Source organism: Micromonospora sp. NPDC004540, assembly GCF_040610095.1.
Taxonomy (GTDB): domain Bacteria; phylum Actinomycetota; class Actinomycetes; order Mycobacteriales; family Micromonosporaceae; genus Micromonospora.
Genome location: NZ_JBEXLR010000007.1, coordinates 1 through 22426 on the forward strand (window position 1 = coordinate 1; position 22426 = coordinate 22426).

19 protein-coding genes are annotated in these 22426 nt (G+C 75.0%); 11 read left to right on the top strand and 8 right to left on the bottom strand.

The genetic code is table 11. The features are described 5' to 3' along the window. Positions 1-71 precede the first annotated feature (71 nt). Positions 72-1913 (bottom strand): M48 family metallopeptidase, encoded by a 1842-nt coding sequence (locus ABZV78_RS03890; protein WP_355635265.1) that lies wholly within the window; start codon positions 1911-1913, stop codon positions 72-74. A gap of 217 nt (positions 1914-2130) precedes the next feature. Here ABZV78_RS03890 and ABZV78_RS03895 point away from each other — a divergent pair, with 217 nt between their 5' ends. The 4 genes from ABZV78_RS03895 (at position 2131) to ABZV78_RS03910 (ending at position 5432) form a co-directional block, all read left to right on the top strand. Further along, positions 2131-3036, top strand: coding sequence for a DUF4034 domain-containing protein (locus ABZV78_RS03895; protein WP_355635266.1), 906 nt, complete (start codon positions 2131-2133; stop codon positions 3034-3036). Positions 3037-3112: 76 nt separating this feature from the next. Further along, complete coding sequence (locus tag ABZV78_RS03900) at positions 3113-4138, top strand: prephenate dehydrogenase/arogenate dehydrogenase family protein (protein WP_355635267.1); 1026 nt, start codon at positions 3113-3115, stop codon at positions 4136-4138. A 5-nt stretch (positions 4139-4143) separates the two neighbouring features. Beyond that, a complete protein-coding gene (locus ABZV78_RS03905; protein ID WP_355635268.1) occupies positions 4144-4785 on the top strand; it encodes an SIMPL domain-containing protein in 642 nt (213 codons plus the stop codon). Next, complete coding sequence (locus ABZV78_RS03910) at positions 4785-5432, top strand: nucleoside/nucleotide kinase family protein (RefSeq protein WP_355635269.1); 648 nt, start codon at positions 4785-4787, stop codon at positions 5430-5432. Before ABZV78_RS03905 ends, ABZV78_RS03910 begins: the two co-directional genes overlap by 1 nt. Positions 5433-5502: 70 nt before the next feature. Here the strand turns inward: ABZV78_RS03910 and ABZV78_RS03915 are convergent, their stop codons facing one another. Next, positions 5503-6069, bottom strand: coding sequence for a sugar O-acetyltransferase (locus ABZV78_RS03915; protein WP_355635270.1), 567 nt, complete (start codon positions 6067-6069; stop codon positions 5503-5505). An 83-nt stretch (positions 6070-6152) separates the two neighbouring features. Further along, complete coding sequence (gene dapD / locus ABZV78_RS03920) at positions 6153-7112, bottom strand: 2,3,4,5-tetrahydropyridine-2,6-dicarboxylate N-succinyltransferase (protein WP_355635271.1); 960 nt, start codon at positions 7110-7112, stop codon at positions 6153-6155. A 24-nt stretch (positions 7113-7136) separates the two neighbouring features. On the opposite strand from dapD, the gene dapE reads away from it, so the two are divergent. Beyond that, on the top strand, positions 7137-8210 hold the full coding sequence (gene dapE, locus ABZV78_RS03925; RefSeq protein WP_355635272.1) for a succinyl-diaminopimelate desuccinylase: 1074 nt from the start codon (positions 7137-7139) through the stop codon (positions 8208-8210). A 57-nt stretch (positions 8211-8267) separates the two neighbouring features. On the opposite strand, the gene ABZV78_RS03930 is transcribed toward dapE, so the two are convergent. After that, a complete protein-coding gene (locus tag ABZV78_RS03930; RefSeq protein WP_355635273.1) occupies positions 8268-8429 on the bottom strand; it encodes a hypothetical protein in 162 nt (53 codons plus the stop codon). 155 nt (positions 8430-8584) lie between these two features. Here ABZV78_RS03930 and ABZV78_RS03935 point away from each other — a divergent pair, with 155 nt between their 5' ends. The 6 genes from ABZV78_RS03935 (at position 8585) to ABZV78_RS03960 (ending at position 19100) form a co-directional block, all read left to right on the top strand. Beyond that, positions 8585-9451, top strand: a complete 867-nt coding sequence (locus tag ABZV78_RS03935; protein WP_355635274.1) for a TIGR00730 family Rossman fold protein — start codon at positions 8585-8587, stop codon at positions 9449-9451. Beyond that, positions 9451-9996 (top strand): TIGR00730 family Rossman fold protein, encoded by a 546-nt coding sequence (locus tag ABZV78_RS03940; RefSeq protein ID WP_355635275.1) that lies wholly within the window; start codon positions 9451-9453, stop codon positions 9994-9996. The genes ABZV78_RS03935 and ABZV78_RS03940 overlap by 1 nt, the downstream gene beginning before the upstream one ends. Before the next feature lie 155 nt (positions 9997-10151). Further along, positions 10152-13775, top strand: a complete 3624-nt coding sequence (locus ABZV78_RS03945) for an ATP-dependent DNA helicase (protein WP_355635354.1) — start codon at positions 10152-10154, stop codon at positions 13773-13775. Next, positions 13772-17221, top strand: a complete 3450-nt coding sequence (locus ABZV78_RS03950; RefSeq protein ID WP_355635276.1) for a UvrD-helicase domain-containing protein — start codon at positions 13772-13774, stop codon at positions 17219-17221. Before ABZV78_RS03945 ends, ABZV78_RS03950 begins: the two co-directional genes overlap by 4 nt. 201 nt (positions 17222-17422) lie before the next feature. After that, positions 17423-17626: a cold-shock protein gene (locus ABZV78_RS03955; RefSeq protein ID WP_013288421.1), complete on the top strand. Its 204-nt coding sequence runs from the start codon at positions 17423-17425 to the stop codon at positions 17624-17626. A 211-nt stretch (positions 17627-17837) separates the two neighbouring features. Beyond that, complete coding sequence (locus tag ABZV78_RS03960) at positions 17838-19100, top strand: DEAD/DEAH box helicase (RefSeq protein WP_355635277.1); 1263 nt, start codon at positions 17838-17840, stop codon at positions 19098-19100. A 121-nt stretch (positions 19101-19221) separates the two neighbouring features. Here ABZV78_RS03960 and ABZV78_RS03965 read toward each other — a convergent pair whose 3' ends face one another. From ABZV78_RS03965 to ABZV78_RS03980, 4 genes are read right to left on the bottom strand one after another with little or no spacing between them, the layout of a single operon-like run. Further along, positions 19222-19665: an Rrf2 family transcriptional regulator gene (locus ABZV78_RS03965; protein ID WP_355635278.1), complete on the bottom strand. Its 444-nt coding sequence runs from the start codon at positions 19663-19665 to the stop codon at positions 19222-19224. 4 nt (positions 19666-19669) lie between these two features. Then, a complete protein-coding gene (locus tag ABZV78_RS03970) occupies positions 19670-20554 on the bottom strand; it encodes an ABC transporter permease subunit (RefSeq protein ID WP_355635279.1) in 885 nt (294 codons plus the stop codon). Then, a complete protein-coding gene (locus ABZV78_RS03975; RefSeq protein WP_355635280.1) occupies positions 20544-21323 on the bottom strand; it encodes an ABC transporter ATP-binding protein in 780 nt (259 codons plus the stop codon). The genes ABZV78_RS03970 and ABZV78_RS03975 overlap by 11 nt, the downstream gene beginning before the upstream one ends. After that, positions 21320-22384: an ABC transporter substrate-binding protein gene (locus tag ABZV78_RS03980; protein WP_355635281.1), complete on the bottom strand. Its 1065-nt coding sequence runs from the start codon at positions 22382-22384 to the stop codon at positions 21320-21322. Before ABZV78_RS03980 ends, ABZV78_RS03975 begins: the two co-directional genes overlap by 4 nt. Between the last annotated feature and the right edge of the window lie 42 nt (positions 22385-22426).

Sequence of the window (22426 nt, forward strand, 5' to 3'; positions counted from 1 at the left end):
CCCTTCTCGGGCCGGCCGACGCGACGGCGGTGGTCAGAGCTGGGCGAGAAGGGCCGGCCGACGCGACCGGGTCAGTCGTTGATCTGCTCGAACACCCGCAGCAGCGTGTCTCGGCTGTGCTTCTCCAGGAACTCGCTGGCCATCAGCTCCTGCACCTGCACGGTCCGGCCGTCGTGAAGGGTGATGGTCGCCTTCAGCGGCACCCGCTTGGTCACCTCGACCGAGCGGATCTCCTCGTAGGGCAGGAACGGGTTCCGGCTGGCCACCTCGGCGACCGGCGTCGCGCTCAGCACCTCCTTGAGCCGCTTCTCACCCTCGTGCGCCTTCCCCGGGTCGGGGACCAGGACCAGGCCGTTGTCCAGCACGTACACGTCGTGCTCCCGGCCGTCGATCTTGATGTTGGCGAGCCCGCCGATCAGGTCGGCGTTCCGCGCCGAGGCCCGGGTCTGGACCACCGTCGACTGCCGCACGTCGACGCCCAGCTCGGCCAGCCGGGCGAGCGCCACGTCCAGGGTCTCCGGGGCGACTGCCAGCTTGGCGATCTCGGCCAGGTCCCACGGCTCGCCGGAGCGACCGACCAGCCGGGCGGGTTCGGACCAGGAGAGCTGCCAGTACGCCCGGCCCGAGCGGACCGCCGCGTTGTCGAGCAGCGTCTCCATCGGGCCGGCGAAGGCGGTCGCCGCCTCCCGGCGCGTGGCGTTGGTGAAGAACTGCTCGGCGAACTCACCGAGCCGGCCGGCGCGGACCAGGTCCAGCACGGTGGGCAGGCCCGGCTCCGGCGTGCCGGTGAACCGGCCGGCCGCGCGGTAGATCCGGTCCGCCCGCTGCTGCACCCCGGCGGCGATCGACTCGGCGATGAACTCCGGCCAGGGCAGCAGGCGGCGGGACCCATGGGCGACGATCAGGCTCTGGAGCGCCCGGCCGGCACCCACCACGTCGGCGAGCATGGTCCAGGCCGGCCGGTCGTCCGGCGTGACGTGCACCGGAGGGATCTGGTCCATCGCGGCGACGCGTGCGCCGATCGGCGGGTGGGTGTCCCAGCGGGACGCCGGCCCCTCCGGGGCGTTCTCCCGCAGCTCGTCGATCTCGCCCCGACGCGCCTGGAGGAGATGGCCGAAGCCGCCGAAGAAGTCGTCCGGCGCCAGCCCGACCGACCAACCCGGGTCGACGTACCGGGTCTCGTAGAAGCGCCAGGCCGCGTCGAGGGCGGGCAGGGTCCGCAGCGCCGAGGCCGCAGCGTGGTGCCCGGCGATCTGCACCGACGCGCGGTCCGCCTCCAACTCCTGGCGACGGGACGCGGCGTTGTCGACCAGCAGGTAGAGCTTCGCGTACTGCTTGAAGACCCAGCCGATCGGGTTGCGCGGGCTGATCCGCTCGATGGTCTCGCCGATGGCCAGCCGGCCCCGGTAGGCGACCCCGCCCAGCCGGGTGTGCTGGCCGGAGTAGTGGCCCAGCTCGTGCGCCAGCACCGACCGGAGCTGGTCGATCCGCATGGCCTGGAGCAGCGGCAGTCCGACGTAGAGGGTGCGCCGGCCGCCGATCAGGCCGAGCAGCCGGCTCTGCTCGCCGACCGCCGCGTTCACCTCGGGCACCAGGCGGATCTCGTCGGGCGCGCGGGTGCCGACCGCGGTGGCCAGCTCCCGCACCGTGGCCCAGAGCCACGGCGCCGCCCGCTCGTCCAGGATGAGGCCGGGCGCCGGCTCGTTCTTCGTGCGGATCGCCTTCCACAGCCCGACCCCGACCGCGCCGAGGGCGACCACCAGCGGGAGCAGCAGCTTGCCGGTGACCAGGCCGCTGGTGTGGCTGAAGAGCCAGACGCCGAGCGCGGCCACGGCGGCGAGCTGGAGCAGCGCGACGACGTAGAAACCGATCAACATGACCACCGAGGCGAGCGCCCGGTATGTCGCGGACATGTGCTTCCTTTCCCCGTGCGAAGGGCCCGTCCCCCGTCGATGCCGGTCGGGCCGCCGGGGGACCCTACGACGTGAGTCCGACTCGGACAACCCCCTTCCGCCCGCATCGTCCGCGCCCCTACGATCTGCGACGACCTGCACGGGGGAGGAGCGAGACATGTGGCCGTTTCGGCGAAGGACGGGACAGAACGACGCGGGCCTTACGGTGGACCCGGCGATGGGTGATCCGGCCGCCCGGGCGCTCTGCGCGGCGCTGCGGGACCGGGACTGGCGGGCCGCCCGGGACGTCCTGGTCACCGTGACCGACCCCGACGACCAGGCCTTCTGCATGTACGCGGCCGGCCGGGTGCCGGACGTCCAGGAGTGGATCGGCGAGTGGGCTGACGCCGAGCCCCGCTCGACCCTGCCCCTGCTGGTCCGGGGCACCCACGCCGTGCACTGGGCGTGGCAGGCGCGGGGCTCCGCCTCCGCCTCGCGGACGCGGGAGGAGCAGTTCCGCGAGTTCCACCGTCGGCTGACGTTCGCCGAGAACCTGCTGGACGAGGTCGCCGGTCGGGACCCGGACGACACCACGGCGCGGGCCTTCCTGGTCACCGCGGCACGGGGCCGCCAGGTGGACCGGGACGAGGCGAACCGGCGCTTCGCCGAGGTGGTCACCCGGCACCCCTGGCACCGGCTGGCCCACGCCCAGATGCTCCAGTACCGCTGTGCGAAGTGGTTCGGCAGCGACGAGGAGATGTTCGACTTCGCGCGGACCGCGGCGGCCAAGGCGCCGGCGGCCAGCGGGTTGGCCCACCTGGTGGCCTCGGCGCACCTGGAGATCTGGCTGAAGCTGCGGTCCGGCGCGGACAACCGCTATCTCCAGCAGGCCGAGGTGCGCGCCGAGGTGCGCGCCGCGGCGGACCACTCGGTGCGGCACCCCCAGCACGGGCGGTACGCCGGCTGGCCGACCCCGCACAACATGTTCGCCATGGCGTTCGCCGTCGGCGGCGACCACGCGGCGGCGGCCGAGCAGTTCCGGACGATCGGCGACCAGGTCACCGAGCTGCCCTGGGCCTACGCCGGCAACCCGGTGCGGGCGTTCCGGAAGTGGCGGGGCAAGGTCACGGACCGCGTCGCCTGAACGCCGGAGGGTATCCTCGGCGGGACTTCCAGCGGGGCCGACCCGGCCCCGGACGACGGGACGCCGAGGTGGTCCGATGGTGGGCGGGGCCGACGGGCAGGCACGCGCGGCGGTGGTCGGCACCGGCCTGATCGGCGGGTCGGTGCTGCTCCGGCTCCGCGCCGCGGGCCTCGACGTGGCCGGCTGGGACCCGGATCCGGCGATCCGGCGGCGCGTCCGGGAGGAGGGCGGCGCCGCGCCGGACACGGTCGAGGAGGCCGTCGCCGGCCGGGACGTGGTCTTCCTCTGCGGCCCGCTGCCCACCCTGCCCGGGATGCTGGCCCGGGTGGCCGCGGCCACCGACGACCGGTGCGTGCTCACCGACGTGGGCAGCACCAAGGCCGACGTGGCAACCGCCGCCGCGACGCAGGGGCTCGGGCACCGGTTCGTGCCCGGCCACCCGATGGCCGGCGCCGACCGGGCCGGCCTCGGGGCGGCCACCCCGGCGCTGCTCGACGGGGCCGCGTGGGTGCTCTGCCCGGGGCCGACCGGGATGGCCGCGTTCCGGCGGCTCGCCGCGCTGCTCATCGACGTCTTCCACGCCCGGGTGGTGCCGATGTCCGCCCCGGAGCACGACAGCGCCGCCGCGCTCGCTTCGCACCTGCCGCACCTCCTCGCCGGCGCGCTGGCCGGGACGGTGCAACGCTCGGCGCTGCGCGACGCGGTGCTCGCGCTCGCCGCCGGCAGCTTCTCCGACGGCACCCGGGTCGCCGGCGGCCCGCCCGAGCGGACCGCGAACATGCTGCTCGGCAACAGGGAGCGGGTGCTCGCCGAGCTGGACGCGGTCCGCGCCTACCTCGACGAGCTGGCCGAGGCGCTGCGGGCCGGCGACCCCGGGAAGCTGGCCGGCCGGCTGGCCGAGGGCCGCACCGCCCGGGCCGCGCTGCGCGGCCGCGCGTTCACCGCCCACCGGCGCGAGTTCCCGGCCGGCGCCGACCACGCCGGGGAGCTGGCCTACCTGCGGGAGCTGGGCGCGGCCGGCGGCCACCTGACCGGCTGCCGGGTGGCGGGCGGCGCCGTCACCTACACGGCGCACCTTCCGGCCACCCCGCCACTAGGCTGAGCGGCATGGCGGACGCACCGGTCGTGGCGGTACGCGGCGAGGCGTACCGGGAGGTCGCCCCCGAGCTGGCCCGGTTCACGGTGACCGCGACCGCGCGGGACCGCGACCGGGAGACCACGCTGACCCGGCTGGCCGAGCGGACGGCCGCAGTGCGGGTGCTGCTCGACGCGGCCGAGCCGGCCGTGGAGCGGCGGGAGACCGGCCAGCTCCGGGTCTGGCCGGAGACGAGGCGCTCGGGTGAGCGGGTGGTGGCCTATCACGGCAGCGTCGCCACCACGGTCACCGTGGTCGACTTCACCGCGCTCGGCGAGCTGATGCTCCGCCTGGCCGACCAGGAGCAGGTCGAGGTGGCCGGCCCGTGGTGGTCGCTGCGGCCGGACAGCCCGGCGTACCGGGAGGCCCGGCACGCCGCCATCGCCGACGCCCTGGCCCGCGCCCGGGAATACGCCGAGGCGCTCGGCGCCCGGGTGACCGCCCTGCTGGAGCTGGCCGACACCGGCCTGACCGCCGCGCCGCCGATGATGGCGAAGGCGGGCTTCGCGCGGGCCGGTGAGGCCCCGCCCGAGCTGGAGCTGGATCCGCAGCCGCAACCGGTGCAGGCGGCGGTCGAGGCCCGGTTCACCATCAGCGAGCCGGTGCTCGGCTGATGCCGCCCTCCCAGATGCTCCCGCTCGGTGAGCTGGTGGCCCGGGCCCGGGCCCTCGCCGCGGACGGCCCGCGGCAGCTGCTCGGCATCGCCGGCGCGCCCGGGGCGGGCAAGTCCACGCTGGCCGAGCGGATCGTCGCCGAGGTCGGTCCGGCCGCCCGGCTGGTGCCGATGGACGGTTTCCACCTGGCCCAGTCCGAGCTGGTCCGGCTGGGCCGGGACGCGCGCAAGGGCGCGCCGGACACGTTCGACGTCAACGGCTTCGTCTCCACCCTGCGCCGGCTGCGCCGGCTGGAGCCGACCTCGGTGTGGGCGCCGGCGTTCCGCCGCGACCTGGAGGAGCCGGTCGCCGGGGCGATCGAGGTGCCGCCCGAGGTGCGGCTGGTGGTGACCGAGGGCAACTACCTGCTGCTACGGGACGATCCGTGGGAGGAGGTGCGCACGCTGCTGCACCAGGTGTGGTTCCTCGACCTCGACGCCGAGCTGCGGGTGCGCCGGCTCACCGCCCGGCACGAGGCGTACGGGAAGACGCCGGAGCAGGCCCGCGCCTGGGCGCTCGGCAGCGACGAGGCGAACGCCCGGCTGGTCGCCGGCACGGCCGGCCACGCCGACCTGGTGGTCCGGCTAGCCGACCCGCTGCCGGGGTGACGGCCCGGCGCAGATGACGGTGCCCTGGCTGTGCCCGGAGAGGATCACCCCGTCCACCCGGTCGAGCAGCTCAAGGGGTCTCTTCCAGGTCCCGCACCGGCCGAGCGGGGTTACCCAGGGCCACCACGTTGGGGGGTAGGTCCCGGGTCACCACGGTGCCCGCGCCGACCACGGTGTTCTCCCCGATGGTCACGCCGGCCAGCACGATCACCCCGCCGCCGAGCCAGACGTTGTCGCCGATGGTGATCGGCTCGGCCGCCTCCCACTTGTCCCGCCGGGCCGCCGGCTCCACCGGGTGGGTGGCGGTGAGCAGTTGCACGTTCGGTCCGATCTGGACGTCGGCGCCGATGGTGATCCGGGCGACGTCGAGGAAGACCGCGTTGAAGTTGACGAAGCAGCGGGGCCCGAGGTGGGTCTGGTAGCCGTAGTCGCAGTGGAACGGCGGCCGGACCCAGGTGTCCTCGCCGAGGGAGCCGAGCAGCTCACGGAGGGCGGCGAGGCGCCCCTCGGGGTCGTCCGCGGAGCTGCGGTTGAACCGCTCGCTGAGCTGGGCGGCCCGGTCCAGGTCGGCGATGATCTCGGGGTCGTCGGCGATGTACGGCTCGCCGGCGAGCATGCGGTCCCTCATGGCGGTCACCGGGGGATCATGCCCGGCCCGGCGGCGGGTGCGGTGCCGGTTCCGTCGGATTGACGACTTTCCGGCCCGCTCCGCGCCGTCGTTCAGTCGTTGGCGTGCAGCGCCGCGTTCAGCTCGATGCCCCGGCCGGTGCGCGGCTTCGCCTCCAGCGCGCCGGTCACCGAGTTGCGCCAGAACAGCAGGCCGTCCACCCCGGAGAGCTCCCGGGCCTTGACCACCCGGCCGTCCGGCAGGGTGATCTTCGAGCCCGCGGTGACGTAGCAGCCGGCCTCGACCACGCAGTCGTCGCCGAGCGAGATGCCGATGCCGGCGTTCGCGCCGACCAGGCTCCGCTCGCCGATGCGGACCTTCTCGGTGCCGCCGCCGGAGAGGGTGCCCATGATCGACGCGCCGGCGCCGATGTCCGAGCCGTCGCCGACCACCACGCCCTGCACGATCCGCCCCTCGACCATCGAGGTGCCCAGCGTGCCGGCGTTGAAGTTGCAGAAGCCCTCGTGCATCACCGTGGTGCCAGCGGCCAGGTGCGCGCCGAGCCGGACCCGGTCGGCGTCGGCGATCCGCACGCCGGCGGGCACCACGTAGTCGGTCATCCGGGGGAACTTGTCCACGCCGTAGACGGCCAGGTGGCGGCCGGCGGCCCGCTCGATGACCCGCAGCTCGTCGACCCGCTCCGGCGGGCACGGCCCGGCCGAGGTCCAGGCCACGTTGGCCAGCTTGCCGAAGATGCCGTCGAGGTTCAGTTCGTTGGGCCGCACCAGGCGGTGGGAGAGCAGGTGCAACCGGAGGTACGCGTCGGCGGCGTCCTTGATCGGGTCGTCCAGCGAGCCGATCACGGTGACCACCTGGACCGTACGCAGGCCGGGCAGCGCCCGTTCGCCGATCGCGCCGGGCGGCAGGTCGAGCACGTCGGCCTGGTCCTCGCCGGGGACCAGCGGCAGCTCGCCGAGCCCCAGCTTGCCGGTCGGGTACCAGGTGTCCAGCACCTGATCTTCAGCGGTGATCGTGGCCAGGCCGATGCCCCAGGCAGACTGTGCGGTCGTCACGAAAATGACGGTACCGTGCCACACATGCAGAACCCGTTGACCCCCGAGGTCTTGGCCGATCCGGTGGCGCTGACCCGCGCGCTGGTCGACATCGAGTCCGTCTCCCTCAACGAGAAGGCGATCGCCGACTGCGTCGAGGAGGTGCTGCGCGGCGTGCCGCACCTCACCACCTACCGGCACTCCAACACGGTGATGGCGCGTACCGACCTGGGCCGGGCGCAGCGGGTGGTGCTCGCCGGCCACCTCGACACCGTCCCGCTGAACGACAACTTCCCGTCGACCATGCGCGGCGACCTGATGTACGGCTGCGGCACCTCCGACATGAAGTCCGGTGTGGCCTTCGCGCTGCACCTGGCGGTGACCCTGCCCGCTCCGCGCTACGACGTCACCTACTTCTTCTACGAGGCCGAGGAGATCGAGTCCCGGTACAACGGCCTCACCCTCGTCTCCCAGGCGCACCCGGAGTGGCTGGAGGCCGACTTCGCGGTGCTGCTGGAGCCGACGTACGGGATCGTCGAGGCGGGCTGCCAGGGCACCATGCGGGCGGTCGTCACCACGCACGGCGAGCGGGCCCACGCGGCCCGGTCCTGGCACGGGGTGAACGCCATTCACGGCGCCGGCGAGGTGCTGCGCCGGCTGACCGCGTACGAGGCGCGCCGGGTGACCATCGAGGGTTGCGACTACCGCGAGGGCCTGAACGCGGTGCGGATCGCCGGCGGGGTGGCAGGCAACGTCATCCCGGACCGCTGCGAGATCGAAATCAACTACCGGTACGCCCCGGACCGGGATCCGGCCGCGGCCGAGGCGCACCTGCGCGAGGTCTTCGCCGGCTTCGACCTGACGGTCACCGACGCGGCGGCGGGGGCGGCCCCGGGCCTGGACAATCCGCCGGCCCAGGAGTTCCTGGCCGCGGTCGGCGCGGCCCCGATCGGCAAGTTGGGCTGGACGGACGTGGCCCGGTTCGCGGCGATGGGCATCCCGGCGCTGAACTTCGGTCCCGGCGACCCCAACCTGGCCCACCACAAGGACGAGCACGTCGAGCTGACCAAGATCCGCGACGGCGCGGCCACCCTGCACCGCTGGCTCGCCTCGTCCTGAACACGCGACCGGGGCCCGCGTCGGTGACGCGGATCCCCGGATCGGCCAGCCGGACCCTCAGACGGTGGTGGTCAGCGGGGTGTCCGTCTCGGTGCTCTCGCCGGTGAGGTCGGTGTGGTGGGCTTCCATCATCCGGGTGCGGCGGCGCTCGGCCACCACGTCACGGATCCGCCGCTGCATCTGCCGGCGGATCCGGATCATCTCGCTGTTGCTGATCAACGCTGGCTCCTCCCCCGAAGGCGCGCGCCCGGGCATACCCGGTATGTGAATAGTAAGACGTACGAGCGAGCCATTTAGTTGCCCATGATCGCGAAGAATTTCTCCGGGTCGCCCGCCTGCGCGCCGCGCCGCCCCGGCTCCACTACGGTGACCCCATGAGCCAGAGCATCGGGCGGCCGCCCGGCCGCGGGCCGGGCGGGGTGCGGCACCGGGGCGCCGTCACGCTGCGCAACCAGGCCATCCCGAACAGCACCGCCGACCAGCGGCTGCTCGACTCCCGGGGCCGGGGCGACTGGAAGACCAAGGACGCCTGGCGGGCGCTGCGCATCCTGTCCGAGTTCGTCGAGGGCTTCGACACCCTCGCCGACCTGCCGCCCGCGGTCAGCGTCTTCGGCTCGGCCCGGAGCAAGCCGGAGAGCCCCGAGTGCCGGCTGGCCGAGGAACTGGGCGGCGCGCTGGCGCGGGCCGGCTACGCGGTGATCACCGGTGGCGGGCCGGGCGTGATGGAGGCGGCCAACCGGGGCACCGGCGAGGCGGGCGGGCTCTCCGTCGGGCTCGGCATCGAGCTGCCGTTCGAGCAGGGCCTCAACGACTGGGTCGACCTCGCCATCGACTTCCGCTACTTCTTCGCCCGTAAGACCATGTTCGTCAAGTACGCCCAGGCGTTCGTGGTGCTGCCCGGCGGCTTCGGCACCATGGACGAGCTCTTCGAGGCGCTCACCCTGGTGCAGACCGGCAAGGTGACCCGCTTCCCGGTGGTGCTGATGGGCGTCTCCTACTGGCAGGGCCTGCTCGACTGGCTGCGCGACACGATGGCCGCCGAGGGCAAGATCGGCCCGAGCGACCTGGACCTGATCTGCCTCACCGACGACGTCGACGAGGCGGTCCGGCACATCGTGGAGGCCGAGGCGGTGCTCTCCGCCGAGAAGGAGGCGATCCGCGAGGAGGCGGTCGCCCGGCTCGCCGCCGACCAGCAGGCCGCCGCGGAGGCCGCCCCCGAAGGGCCGGCGGAGCAGGGCTGATGGCCAACGTCTGCGTGTTCTGCGCGTCCTCCCGCACCCTCGACGCCCGCTGGCTGGACCTGGCCACCGAGACCGGCGCGGAGCTGGCCCGGCGCGGGCACACCCTGGTCAGCGGCGGCGGGTGCGTGGGGATGATGGGCGCGGTGGCCGACGGGGCGCGGACCGCCGGCGGCCGGACCCTGGGCGTCATCCCGCAGGCCCTGGTCGACCTGGAGGTCGCCGACCTGGCCTCCGACGAGCTGCTGGTCACCGACGGGATGGCCAGCCGCAAGACCTTGATGATCGACAAGTCGGACGCGTTCCTCGCGCTGCCCGGCGGGCTCGGCACCCTGGACGAGCTGTTCGAGGTCTGGACCACCGCCACGCTGGCCATGCACGCCAAGCCGATGGTGCTGGTCGACGCCGACGGCTTCTACCGCCCCCTGCTCGACTGGCTGCGCACCCTGGCCGACCAGCACTTCCTCAAACCCGCCGGCCTCGACCTCCTGCTGGTGGCGCCCACCGTCCAAGAAGCCCTCGACCTCCTGGACACCCACCTCACCTGACTCCCCCACCCGCCCTCGCCGGCCTCGGACGATCATGAGGTTGACGGCGAAGTCGATCTCCCTGGGTGCCGCCAACCTCATGATCGACGTGAGCTGGGGTGCGGGGGAGGGCGGCAGGTTTTCGCGTGTCGTACCGGCGTGGTGGGATGTCGGGGATGCAGGCGTACCGGTTGGTGCGCCGGCCCGGTGGGGTGGGGACGGGGGTCTCCCGCGCCGCCGGGGCGGGGCAGGGGGGTGGTCGGTCCGGCGGGCCGGCCGAGACGGAGCCGCGATCCGGGGGGTCCGCGGGCGATGCCGCACACCCGCCGCCGCGCCGGCCGGATCCGGTGCAGGCCGAGGTTGTCGCCCACACCGACGGGCCGATGCTGGTCGTCGGCGGCCCCGGCACCGGCAAGACCGGCACCCTGGTCGAGGCGGTCGCCGCCCGGGTGGCCGAAGGCGTCGACCCGGAACACGTCCTGGTGCTCACCTTCGGCCGGCGGGGCGCCACCGAGCTGCGCCACCGGATCGAGGCGCGGATCGCCGGCGACGGTCACCGGGTGGTCCGCGAGCCGCTGGTCCGCACCTTCGCGGCGTACGCCTTCGGCCTGCTCCGCCGGGCCGCCGCCGAGCGTGGCGAACCCTCGCCCCGGCTGCTCACCGGCCCCGAACAGGACCTGATCATCCGCGAGCTGCTCGACGCGGTGGGCGAGGAGCCGGCGGACGACCCGGTCGGCTGGCCGGAGGACCTGCTCCCGGCGCTGCGCACCCGGGCCTTCGCCCAGCAGCTCCGCGACCTGCTGATGCGCGCCGCCGAGCGGGGCGTCGGCCCGGTCGAGCTGGCCCGGCTGGGGGAGAAGCTGGGCCGCGCCGACTGGCCGGCCGCCGCCCGCTTCCTCCGCGAGTACGTGGCCGTCCTCGCCCTGCGCGACGTGAGCAACCGGGGCTCCATCGCGTACGACCCGGCCGAGCTGGTCCGCGCCGCCACCGGCATGCTGCTCGACGACCCGGAGCTGCTGGCGGCCGAGCGCCGCCGGCTGGCCCACGTCTACGTCGACGAGCTGGCCGACACCGACCCCGCCCAGCTCGACCTGCTCGCCGTCGTGGCCGGCGGCGGCAAGTCCCTGGTCGCCTTCGCCGACCCGGACGCCTCCACCTACGCCTTCCGCGGCGCCGACCCGGCCGGCGTGACCACCTTCCCGCACCGGTTCCGCACGGCCTCCGGGGCGCCGGCCGCCCAGGTGACGCTGACCACCTCCTACCGGGCCGGGCCGGAGCTGCTGGCGGCGACCGCCCGGCTGGCCCGCCGGCTGCGCGGCCCGGCGGCGCACCGGCGGCTGCGCCCGCTCCCCGACGCCCCGCCCGGCGCCCTGGAGGTGCGCACCTTCCGCTCGGCCACCAGCGAGTCCGCCTGGTTGGCCCACGCGCTGCGCGAGGCGCACCTGCTCGACGGGGTGCCGTGGTCCCGGATGGCGGTGCTGGTCCGTTCCACCGGTCGGCAGCTGCCCTCGCTGCGCCGCGCCCTGCACACCGCCGGGGTGCCGACCGTGGTGCACGGCGAGGACCTGCCGCTTCACCTCCAGCCCGGGGTGACCCCGCTGCTGCTCCTGCTGCGCTGCGCGCTCGACCCCGACCGGCTCGACGAGGAGTCCGCGGTCGCCCTGCTGCACTCGCCGCTGGGCGGCGCGGACCCGCTCGCCGAGCGGCGGCTCCGTCAGGGGCTGCGCGCGCTCGCGCTGGCCGGCGGCGACCGCCGCCCCTCCGGTGAGCTGATCGTCGAGGCGCTGCGCGACCCGGCCGAGCTGGCCACCGTCGAGCGGCGCTGGGCGGCACCGGCGCAGGCGGTGGCGCACCTGTTGGAGACCGCCCGGCAGGCCGCCGCCACCCCCGGCGCGACCGCCGAGGACGTGCTCTGGGCGGTGTGGCGGGAGAGCGGCCTCGCCGAGCGCTGGGCCGGCGCGATCACCCGGGGCCGGGCGGCCACCGGCGAGCACGAGACCGCGCAGCGCTGGCGGGCCGAGGCCGCCGACCGCGACCTGGACGCGGTCATGGTGCTCTTCGACGCGGCGGCCCGGTTCACCGACCGGCTGCCCGGCGCGCGCACCGACGTCTTCCTCGACCACGTGCTCGGCCAGGAGCTGCCGGCCGACACCCTCGCCGCCAGCGCCGACCGGGGCGAGGCGGTACGCCTGCTCACCGCGCACGCCGCCAAGGGCCTGGAGTGGGACCTGGTCGCCGTCGCCGGGGTGCAGGAGGGCGTCTGGCCGGACCTTCGGCTGCGCGGCAGCCTGCTCGGCTCGGAGCGGCTGGTCGACGTGCTCGCCGGCCGGGCCGACGGCGCGGGGCTGCGGGCCAGCCTGGTCGGGCAGACCTCGGCGCTGCTGGACGAGGAGCGCCGGCTGTTCCACGTTGCCGTCAGCCGGGCCCGGCGCCGGCTGCTGGTCACCGCGGTCGCCTCGGCGGCGGTCGGCGGCGACGACCACGAGGAGCAGCCCAGCCGCTTCCTGCACGAGTTGGCCGCCACGGATCCGCCCGCCGTCGGCGGGGGCGGCACGACGCCGCCCGGCCCCGACCCGGGCCCGCGCCCGAGCGGCCCGACCGACGGCGGCCCGGGCGATGGCGGCCCGACCCACGGCGGCCCGGGCGATGGCGGCCCGACCGGCGGTGCCGCCGGGACCCCGGCGAACCTGGCCGGTCGCCGGCCCGGCGACGGTGCCGCGCTCACCGTGCCGCCGGCGTCGGACGGGCCGGTGCCGGCGGGGGACGAGGATCCCCAGGACGGGGCGCCCGGCGCGCTGCCGGTCACCCTGCCGCCGCGCGGGCTCACCCTGTCGGCGCTGGTGGCGGAGCTGCGTACCGCGGTCACCGACCCGGCGGCGCCGGTCACCCGGCGGCGCGCGGCGGCGGCCGAGCTGGCCCGGCTGGCCGCCGCCGGGGTGCCCGGCGCGCATCCGGACGACTGGTGGGGGCTGCGCGGGCTCTCCGACGACCGGCCGCTGGTCGACGAGGGCGAGCCGGTGAAGGTCACCCCGTCGGCGATGGAGAGCGCGCTGCGGTGCAGCCTGCGCTGGCTGCTGGAACGGCACGGCGGCAGCGCCCCGGCCAGCGCCGCGCAGGGCGTCGGCAACCTGGTGCACGCCGCCGCCATGCTCGCCGAGGACGCCAGCGTCGACCGGACCGCCCTGCTGGAGTACGTGGCCGCCCGGTTCGACGCCATCGAGCTGGCCGCCCGCTGGATGGTCGGCCCGGAACGGGCCCGCGCCGAGGCCATGGTGGACAAGCTGCTGCGGTGGCTGGCCGGCAACCCGCGGCGGCTGCTCGCCATCGAGCACGAGTTCGCGGTCCGCCTCGACGACCCGCGTCGGCCGGTCGAGCTGACCGGCCGGGTCGACCGGCTGGAGATCGACGCCGAGGGGCGGCTCGTGGTGATCGACCTGAAGACCGGCAAGTCCACCGCGGTCACCGAGCGGGAGGTGGCCGAGCACCCGCAGCTCGGGGCCTACCAGGCGGCCGTGGAGGCGGGGGCGTTCGCCGAGTTCGGCGAGGAGTCCGGTGGCGCTGCGCTGGTGCAGCTCGGCACCGGGGCCAAGGACGCCAAGGAGCAGTCCCAGGCGGCCGCCGGGGAGGGGCCCGAGGCCGGCTGGGCCACCGCGCTGGTCCGGCGCACCGCCGACACGATGGCCGCCGCCACCTTCGCCGCCGTCGCCAACTCGAAGTGCCGGGTCTGCCCGGTGCGGACGAGCTGCCCGGTCTCCGGGCAGGGACGCCAGGTCGTCGAGCCGCCCACGGAGCACCCATGACGACCCAGCCGACGCTGTTCAGCACCACCGCCACCCCGGTGCCCCGGACGGCCGACGCCGGCCCCCGCTACACCCCGGTCGAGCTGGCCAAGCTGCTCCGGCTGCCGGCGCCCACCCGGGAACAGGCGGCGATCATCGCCGCGCCGGTGGAGCCGCTGCTGGTGGTCGCGGGCGCCGGCTCCGGCAAGACCGAGACGATGGCCGCCCGGGTGGTCTGGCTCGTCGCCAACTCCTACGTCCGCCCCGAGCAGATCCTCGGCCTCACCTTCACCCGCAAGGCGGCCGGCGAGCTGGCGCACCGGGTACGCACCCGGCTCGACCAGCTCATCCGGCGGCTCGGTCGGCAGGGCCGGGACCCGCACGCCGACCCCCTGGCGGGCGAGCCGACCGTCTCCACCTACCACTCGTACGCGGGCCGGATCGTCACCGAGCACGGGCTGCGCGCCGGCTACGAGCCGACCACCCGGCTGCTCACCGAGGCGTCCCGCTGGCAGCTCGTCGACCTGCTCGTGCGCAACTACGACGGCGACATGTCCGAGGTGGACCGGATGCCGTCGACCATCACCGACGCCGTCCTCGCCCTGGCCGGTGAGCTGGACGAGCATCTGGTGGACCCGGACGAGCTGGCCGCCTGGACCGGCCGGTTCTTCGCCGAGGTGCAGTCCCGCCCGGGCCGGGTCTACGCCGACGTGCGCAAGGCCCTCCAGCTCCAGCAGACCCGGCTGAAGCTGCTTCCGCTGGTCCGCGCCTACGGCCGGCGCAAGGACGACTTCGAGGCGATGGACTTCGCCGACCAGCTGGCCCGGGCGGCCCGGGTGGCCCGCGACCACCCCGGCGTCGGGGTGATCGAGCGGGACCGGTTCCGGGTGGTGCTGCTCGACGAGTACCAGGACACCAGCCACGCCCAGGTGGTGCTGCTCAACGCGCTCTTCGGCGGCGGCCATCCGGTCACCGCCGTGGGTGATCCCTGCCAGTCCATCTACGGCTGGCGCGGGGCCAGCGCCGGCACGCTGGACCGGTTCCCCGCCGAGTTCGCCCGCACCGACGGCGCTCCCGCCGAGGTGCTCAGCCTCACCACGAGCTGGCGCAACCGGCCGGAGATCCTCGGCGTCGCCAACGCGCTGTCGGTGCCGCTGCGGGCGGCCGGCGCCCGGGTGCCCGAGCTGCACGCCGCGCTCAGCGTCCGCGACCCGATCCCGCACCGCAGCCCCGGCGGGCGGGCCGCCGGCACCGTGCACTGCGCGCTGCTGGAGACGTACGCCGACGAGGCCGACTGGATCGCGGACAGCGTGCTGGCCGCCTGGCGCGGCGCGGCCGGGATGCCGGACGCGCTGCCCGAGCACATCCCGGCGCACCGGCGCCCCACCACCGCCGTGCTGGTCCGGCTGCGCAGCCAGATCCCGGCGATCGAGGCGGCGCTGCGCGCCCGCGGGCTGCCGGTCGACGTGGTCGGCCTGGGCGGCCTGCTGGACACCCCCGAGGTCCGGGACGTGGTCTGCACGCTGCGGGTGCTCGCCGACCCGACCGACGGGGCGGCGCTGCTGCGGCTGCTCACCGGCGCGCGTTGGCGGATCGGGCCGCGCGACCTGGTCGCCCTGCACCGGCGGGCCCGGGCCGTCGCGCGCGCCCGCCGGGAGGTGACCGGCGACGACGGGCCGGAGATCACCGTGGACGCACTGGACGAGGCCACCCTGGTCGAGGCGCTCGCCGACCTGGGGCCGGCGCAGGCGTACTCGGCGGAGGGGTACGCGCGGCTGCGGTCGTACGGGATGGAGCTGGCGCTGCTGCGCTACCGGCTGGACCAGTCCCTGCCGGAGCTGATCGCGGACATCGAGCGGACCATCGGCCTGGACGTGGAGGTGGCGGTCCGGGCCGGCCGGGACGGCGCCGGCGACGCCGGCCTGGCCCGCGCCCACCTGGACGCGCTCGGCGACGTCGCGGCCCGGTTCAGCGGCGAGACCCCGGGCGCCACGCTGGCCGGGTTCCTCGCCTACCTGGCCGCCGCCGAGGACGAGGAGCGCGGCCTCACCCCGGGCGAGGTCGAGGTGGTGGAGGGCGCGGTGCAGATACTCACCGCGCACGCCGCCAAGGGCCTGGAGTGGGACGTGGTGTCGGTCGCCGGGCTGACCCGGGGCGTCTGGCCGGGGCCGGTGCGCAACTCCGACCACTGGCTGGGCGGGCTCGGCGTGCTGCCGTTCCCGCTGCGCGGCGACGCGGACGGGCTGCCCGAGCTGGGCCTCGACGGGGCGGAGGACCAGCGCGGGGTGGCCCGGGCCGTGGAGGACTTCACCGACGCCTGGCGGGCGCACGACGAGCGGGAGGAGCGCCGGCTGGCGTACGTGGCGGTGACCCGGCCCCGCCGGCTGCTGCTCTGCTCCGGCTACTGGTGGGGGGAGGGGACGAAGCGGTTCCGCGGCCCGTCGGTCTTCCTCCGCGAGGTGCATGACGCCTGCCTGGCCGGCGCGGACGGCCACCTGGTCGACGCCTGGGCGCCCGAGCCCGCCGGGGACGCGGTCAACCCGACCACCGAGACGGTGCTGCGGGCCGAGTGGCCGGCCGACCCGCTCGGCGCCCGCCGGCCGGCGCTGGCCGAGGCGGCCGCCCTGGTCCGCCGCTGCCTGGCCGACCCCGAGGCGGCCCGCCGCGAGGAGGCCCTGCTGGCCGCCGCCGCGGCGACCGCGCCGGCACCGGCCGAGGATGCCGACACTCAGGCGCCCGCCGAGGACACCGAGGTGGCCCGCTGGCGGCGGGAGGCGGACCTGCTCCTCGCCGAGCGGGCCGAGCTGGCCCGGCGGGCCGAGGCGGTCGAGGTGGAGCTGCCCGGGCACCTGTCGGTGACCCAGCTGGTGGCGCTGCGCCGCGACCCGGAGGCGCTGGCCCGCACGCTGCGCCGGCCGATGCCCGCCGAACCCAACCCGTACGCCCGGCGGGGCACCGCCTTCCACGCCTGGCTGGAGCAGCGGTTCGGCGCCGACCGGCTGCTCGATGTGGACGAGCTGCCCGGCGCGGCCGACGACGACGCCGCCCCGGACGACGCGCTCACCGAACTCCAGGAGCGCTTCCTGGCCAGCGAGTGGGCCGACCGGGTGCCGGTGGAGGTGGAGGTGCCGTTCGCCACGGTGATCGCCGGGGTGGTGGTCCGGGGCCGGATGGACGCGGTCTTCGCCCGCCCCGGCGGCCGCTACGACGTGGTCGACTGGAAGACCGGCCGGCAGCCTGCCGGGCGGGAGGCCGACGCGGCGGCCGTGCAGCTCGCCGTCTACCGGCTGGCCTGGGCCGAGCTGGCCGGGGTGCCGGTCGAGCGGGTCGGTGCCGCCTTCCACTACGTCCGGGACGGCGTGACCGTCCGCCCGGCCGACCTCCTCGACGCCGCGGGGCTGACCGCGCTGGTCGCGGCGGTGCCGGAATTTCCGACAGAGGGCGCGGTGTTGCAGAGATCGTGGTAGGTTAGGCGCGTTGCAGTTTTGGTTTCCAGAGACTCTGTGTGCGCCTGGCGGATTGTGGCCCCAGGCGCTCTTTGTTGTGTCCGGAGTTCTCCGGGCGGGGCGACCAGCAGCGACAGGTACGCCGCGCACTCGCGCGCGGTGTGCTCCTCTTCGGCCCGCAACAGGTGCGGGTCCGAACGTTCCGTCAAGGAGACGAAACAAATGGCAATTGGCACCGTCAAGTGGTTCAACGCTGACAAGGGCTTCGGCTTCATCACCCCGGACGACGGCGGCGCCGACGTCTTCGCCCACTTCTCGGCGATCCAGACCTCCGGCTACCGGAGCCTGGACGAGAACCAGCGGGTCGAGTTCGAGGTGACCCAGGGCCAGAAGGGCCCGCAGGCGGAGAACATCCGTCCGCTCTGATCTTCGGATCATCCGGTAACACCCATCGCGCCCCCCGGGCGCGGTGACGGGCCGGTCCGCTGCGCCGCCCACCCGCTCCGCGGGACGTGGCGTGCTGCGGCGGGCCGGCCCGTACCTTTTCGGTTCGTGCTTGTGACCACCGGCGACGCCGGTGACGCGCCGCTCCCGGCGCCCTTCCTCGACACGTGCCGCGTCGAGGAAGGCTTTTCGCATGACCATGACCATTTCCACCTTCGCCGCCGCCGGCCTGGCCCCGGCACTGGTCACCGAGCTGACCGCGCAGGGCATCACCGAGCCGTTCCCGATCCAGGCGGCGACCCTGCCGGACTCGCTGGCCGGCCGCGACGTGCTCGGCCGTGGCCGCACCGGCTCGGGCAAGACGCTCGCCTTCGGGCTGCCGCTGCTGCACCGCACGGCCGGTCGCCGGGCCGGTTCCCGCCGCCCGCTGGCGCTGGTGCTGGTGCCCACCCGCGAGCTGGCCCAGCAGGTCACCGCGGCCCTCACCCCGTACGCCCGGGCGCTCGGGCTGCGCTGCGCCACCGTGGTCGGCGGGCTCTCCCTCCAGCGGCAGGCGGACGCGCTGCGCGCCGGTGCCGAGGTGCTCGTGGCCACCCCCGGCCGGCTGCACGACCTGATCGACCGTGGCGACGCCCGCCTCGACCAGGTGGCCGTCACCGTGCTCGACGAGGCCGACCAGATGGCCGACATGGGCTTCCTGCCGCAGGTGACGAAGCTGCTGGAGCAGGTCGCCCCGAACGGCCAGCGGATGCTCTTCTCGGCCACCCTGGACGGCGGTGTGGACAAGCTGGTCCGCCGCTTCCTGAGCAACCCGGTGTCGCACTCCGTCGACCCGGGCACCGCCACGGTGACCGCGATGACCCACCACGTGCTGCACGTCGAGGCGGAGGACAAGCCGGCCGCGCTGGCCCACATCGCCGCCCGCGAGGGCCGCACCATCCTGTTCATGGCGACCAAGCACCGCGCCGACCGGGTCGCCCGCCAACTGCTCGCCAAGGGCGTACGCGCCGCCGCGCTGCACGGCGGCAAGACCCAGCCGCAGCGCACCCGGATCCTGGAGCAGTTCCGCACCGGCCACGTGACCGCCCTGGTGGCCACCGACGTGGCGGCCCGGGGCATCCACGTCGACGGGCTGGATCTGGTGGTCAACGCCGACCCGCCGACCGAGGCCAAGGACTACCTGCACCGCGGCGGGCGGACCGCCCGGGCGGGGGAGTCCGGCACCGTGGTCACGCTGGTCCTGCCGGAGCAGCGTCGGGACGTCTCCCGGCTGATGACCGTCGCCGGCATCACCCCGCACACCGCCCGGGTGCGCCCCGGCGACGAGGAACTGGCCCGCGTGACCGGCGCCCGCCAGCCCACCGGTGTGCCGGTCAGCCTCACCCCGCCGCCCGCGCCGCACCCCGCGCCGGCCTCCCGGCCGGCCCGGTCCCGCCGCCCGCGCCGCCGGGGCTGATCCTCCACTCCGGCCCGGCGGGCGGCGGGGTCCGGCGTGCCGGGACAACGCCGGCTCGCCGAGCCGGAGTCGATCGGGTCCGGGCCGCGTCGCACCCGCGGCCCGATCCGGCCGGGGGCGGTCAGGATGCCGCGGCGCGGTCCGCCAACAGGTCGGCGAGGGTGGTCCGGTCGACCACCAGGGCGATCGCGCCGTCCACCGCCAGCCAGACGTCCCGCAGCCCGGCGGCCACCCCGTGGTAGCCGGCCCGGTCGGCGGGCATCCCCCGGACGCTGGTCAGCGCCCCGCCCACCGCCCGCAGCACGTCACCCACGCTGATCTCGGCGGCCGGGCGGGTCAGCGCGTACCCGCCCTCGGTGCCGCGGTGGCTGTGCAGCAGCCCGGCCCGGCGCAGGTCGAGCAGGATGCTCTGGAGGAAGCTGAGCGGAATGTCCTGGCGTTCGGCCAGGCTCGCCGCCTTGACCAGCTCGCCGCCCCCGTACCCCCCGTCGCCGGTGGACCCGGCGGCGTCGGCGACGGCGAGCATGGCCCGGAGCGCGTAGTCGGCGCGCGCGGAGACGTACACGGCCTCAGTTGCCGGCCTGGTCCAGCACGCCCCAGCGGCGGCGGATCGCCTTGTCGGCCGCGCCGAACGCGGCGTCCACCACGATGCCCACCACCAGAATGACGATCATGATGGCCATCAGCCGGACGGGGTCGCTCAGCTCCCGGGCGTAGGTGAGCTGCGCGCCGATCGACGTCCGGCTGGCGATGACCACCAGCAGTTCGCCGGCCATGAGGCTGCGCCAGGCGAACGCCCAGCCCTGCTTGAGTCCGGCCACGATGGCCGGCAGCGCGGCGGGCGCGACCACGTACCGGTAGAGGTTGAGCCCCCGGGCGCCGAGGTTGCGGCCGGCCCGGACCAGCAGCGGCGGCACGTAGTCCACGCCGTGGATGACGCCGTTGGCGACGGACGGCGCCGCGCCGAGCACCACCACGAAGAAGATCGCCTGCTCGCTGAGTTCGAAGAGCAGGATCGCAAGCGGGAACCAGGCGATCGACGGCATGGTCTGCAACGCGGTGATCATCGAGCCGATCGCGGCGCGGAGCACCTTCACCCGGGCCACCGCGAGGCCGAGCAGCAAACCGACGGCGACCGCGGCGGCGAAGCCCACGGCGGCCCGGCGTGCGGTGGTGGCCAGGCCCTCCCAGAGCGCCGAGCTGAGCGCGTAATGACCGAGGTCCGCGAAGACCGGCACCGGCCCGGGCAGCGCCCACGGGTCCTTCCAGCCGCTCCAGACCACGGCCTGCCACAGGGCGATGGCCAGGGCCAGCGCGGCCAGCTTTGGCCAGGTGGCCGACCAGACCCGGCGCACCCGGGACGGCACCTTCTCCCGGCCGGCGATCTCCAGGGCGTCCAGGCCGGAGATCTCCGCGTCCGAACGCGGTGCTCCGGCGAGGGTGTCACTGGCCATGGCGGCCCACCTCCGTACGCAGCCGGTCGGTGACCTCGGCGGCGATGGCCGCGATCTCCGGCGAGTCGATCCGCCGGGGTCGCGGCACGTCGACCTCGGTGGAGTAGATGATCCGGCCGGGCCGGCTGGAGAGCAGGATGATCCGGTCGGCGAGCCGGGCCGCCTCGCGGACGTTGTGGGTCACGAAGATCACGGTGAGCTTCCGCTCGGACCAGATCCGCTCCAGCTCGTCGTGGAGGATGTCCCGGGTCATGGCGTCGAGCGCGCCGAACGGCTCGTCCATGAGCAGCACCGGCGTGTCCAGGGCGAGCGTGCGGGCCAGCGCGACGCGCTGCCGCATGCCGCCGGAGAGCTGGTGCGGGCGCTTGCGGCCGAACTCCGACAGGTGGACGGTGCGCAGCAGTTCCGCGACCCGCGCCCTGCGCTCCGCCCGGGGCAGCCCGCGCAGCTTGAGCGGCACCTCGACGTTGCCCTCGACCGTGAGCCACGGGAACAGCGCCGACTCCTGGAACATCAGCCCGGGGTTGACCCCCTCGCCCAGGTCGATCCGGCCGCCGCTGACCCGGTCCAGCCCGGCGACCAGGTTGAGCAGCGTGCTCTTGCCGCAGCCGGACGCGCCCACCAGGCAGACGAACTCGCCGGGGGCGACGTCCAGCGAGACCCTGTCCAGCGCCAGGACGGCCTGATCGCCCTGGCCGTACACCTTGGTCACGCCGCGCAGCGCGACCGAGCCGGTCGCGCTGCGCGGGGTCGTCGTGGTCGACGTCACGGCTGGACGACCTCGGCCTTGCCCTGGGCCTTGAGCACCTCGTTCAGGTACTTCAGGTCGTAGAGGCCGTTCAGGTCGACCGGCTGGGTGAGCCCGACGGCGACCGCGTGGTCCAGGCCGGTCTTCAGCGAGGCCGGGATCGGGTCGTTGGTGAACTCCAGCGTCGGCCAGGCCTGCTTGATCAGCTTGAGGTCCAGCGGCTTGCCGGTGATCTTGCCGATGTGGTCGGAGATGGCCTGCTGGGCCTCGTCCGGCTTGCTGTTGACGAACTCGTTGGCCGCGACCTGCCCCTCGACCAGCTTCTTCACCACGTCCGGGTGCGCCTTGAGGAACTTGGTGCTGACCAGCAGGTTGGTGATGACGAACTTCTTGTCCGGCCAGAGGTCGCGCTCGTCGACGAGCACCTTGCCGCCCGCGTTGACCAGCCGGGAGACGAAGGGCTCGGGCACCCACGCGCCGTCGATGGCGCCGCTGCTGAAGGTCTCCACCGTCTGCGCGTTCTCCTGGGGGACCACCTTGACGTCGCCGCCGCCCTCCTTGGTGGTCTGCAGGCCCTTCTCCTTGAGCCAGTAGCGCAGCGCGACGTCCTGGGTGTTGCCGAGCTGCGGGGTGGCGATCTTCTTGCCGCGCAGCTGCTCCACCGAGGTGATCTCCGGCTTCACGACCAGCGCGACGCCGCCGGACGCGGCGCCGGAGACGACCCGGACCGCCTCACCCTTGGACTTCGAGAAGGCGTTCACGGTCGGGTTCGGACCGATGTACGTGGCGTCGAGCGCGCCGGAGAAGACCGCCTCGATGGCCGCCGGTCCGGCGTTGAAGGTCTTGGTCTCCAGCGTGACGTCGCCGCCCAGCTTCTCCTTGAAGATGCCCTTCTCCACGCCGACGACGGCCGGCGCGTGGGTGATGTTCGGGAAGTAGCCGAGGCGCAGCGTCACCGGACCGGAGCCGCCGGCCGCGTCGTCGCTGTCGTCGCCGCAGGCCGCGGTGGCGCCCAGGGTGGCCGCGCCGACCACGGCGAGGGTGGCCAGGGTGACCAGGCGGCGGAAGGGGAGCCGTCTCATCGTGTATCCAATCCGCAGTATTCCTACTTAGTTGGTAGGAAG

Bases quoted from the DNA above. Each gene is read 5' to 3' on its own strand.
- ABZV78_RS03935 (WP_355635274.1), top strand. From the start codon at position 8,585: ATGAGCCAGAGCATCGGGCGGCCGCCCGGCCGCGGGCCGGGCGGGGTG.
- ABZV78_RS03950 (WP_355635276.1), top strand. From the start codon at position 13,772: ATGACGACCCAGCCGACGCTGTTCAGCACCACCGCCACCCCGGTGCCC.
- ABZV78_RS03970 (WP_355635279.1), bottom strand. From the start codon at position 20,554: ATGGCCAGTGACACCCTCGCCGGAGCACCGCGTTCGGACGCGGAGATC.
- ABZV78_RS03940 (WP_355635275.1), top strand. From the start codon at position 9,451: ATGGCCAACGTCTGCGTGTTCTGCGCGTCCTCCCGCACCCTCGACGCC.
- ABZV78_RS03900 (WP_355635267.1), top strand. From the start codon at position 3,113: ATGGTGGGCGGGGCCGACGGGCAGGCACGCGCGGCGGTGGTCGGCACC.
- ABZV78_RS03910 (WP_355635269.1), top strand. From the start codon at position 4,785: ATGCCGCCCTCCCAGATGCTCCCGCTCGGTGAGCTGGTGGCCCGGGCC.
- ABZV78_RS03960 (WP_355635277.1), top strand. From the start codon at position 17,838: ATGACCATGACCATTTCCACCTTCGCCGCCGCCGGCCTGGCCCCGGCA.
- ABZV78_RS03895 (WP_355635266.1), top strand. From the start codon at position 2,131: ATGGGTGATCCGGCCGCCCGGGCGCTCTGCGCGGCGCTGCGGGACCGG.
- ABZV78_RS03955 (WP_013288421.1), top strand. From the start codon at position 17,423: ATGGCAATTGGCACCGTCAAGTGGTTCAACGCTGACAAGGGCTTCGGC.
- ABZV78_RS03980 (WP_355635281.1), bottom strand. From the start codon at position 22,384: ATGAGACGGCTCCCCTTCCGCCGCCTGGTCACCCTGGCCACCCTCGCC.
- ABZV78_RS03945 (WP_355635354.1), top strand. From the start codon at position 10,152: ATGCAGGCGTACCGGTTGGTGCGCCGGCCCGGTGGGGTGGGGACGGGG.
- ABZV78_RS03905 (WP_355635268.1), top strand. From the start codon at position 4,144: ATGGCGGACGCACCGGTCGTGGCGGTACGCGGCGAGGCGTACCGGGAG.
- dapE (WP_355635272.1), top strand. From the start codon at position 7,137: ATGCAGAACCCGTTGACCCCCGAGGTCTTGGCCGATCCGGTGGCGCTG.
- ABZV78_RS03890 (WP_355635265.1), bottom strand. From the start codon at position 1,913: ATGTCCGCGACATACCGGGCGCTCGCCTCGGTGGTCATGTTGATCGGT.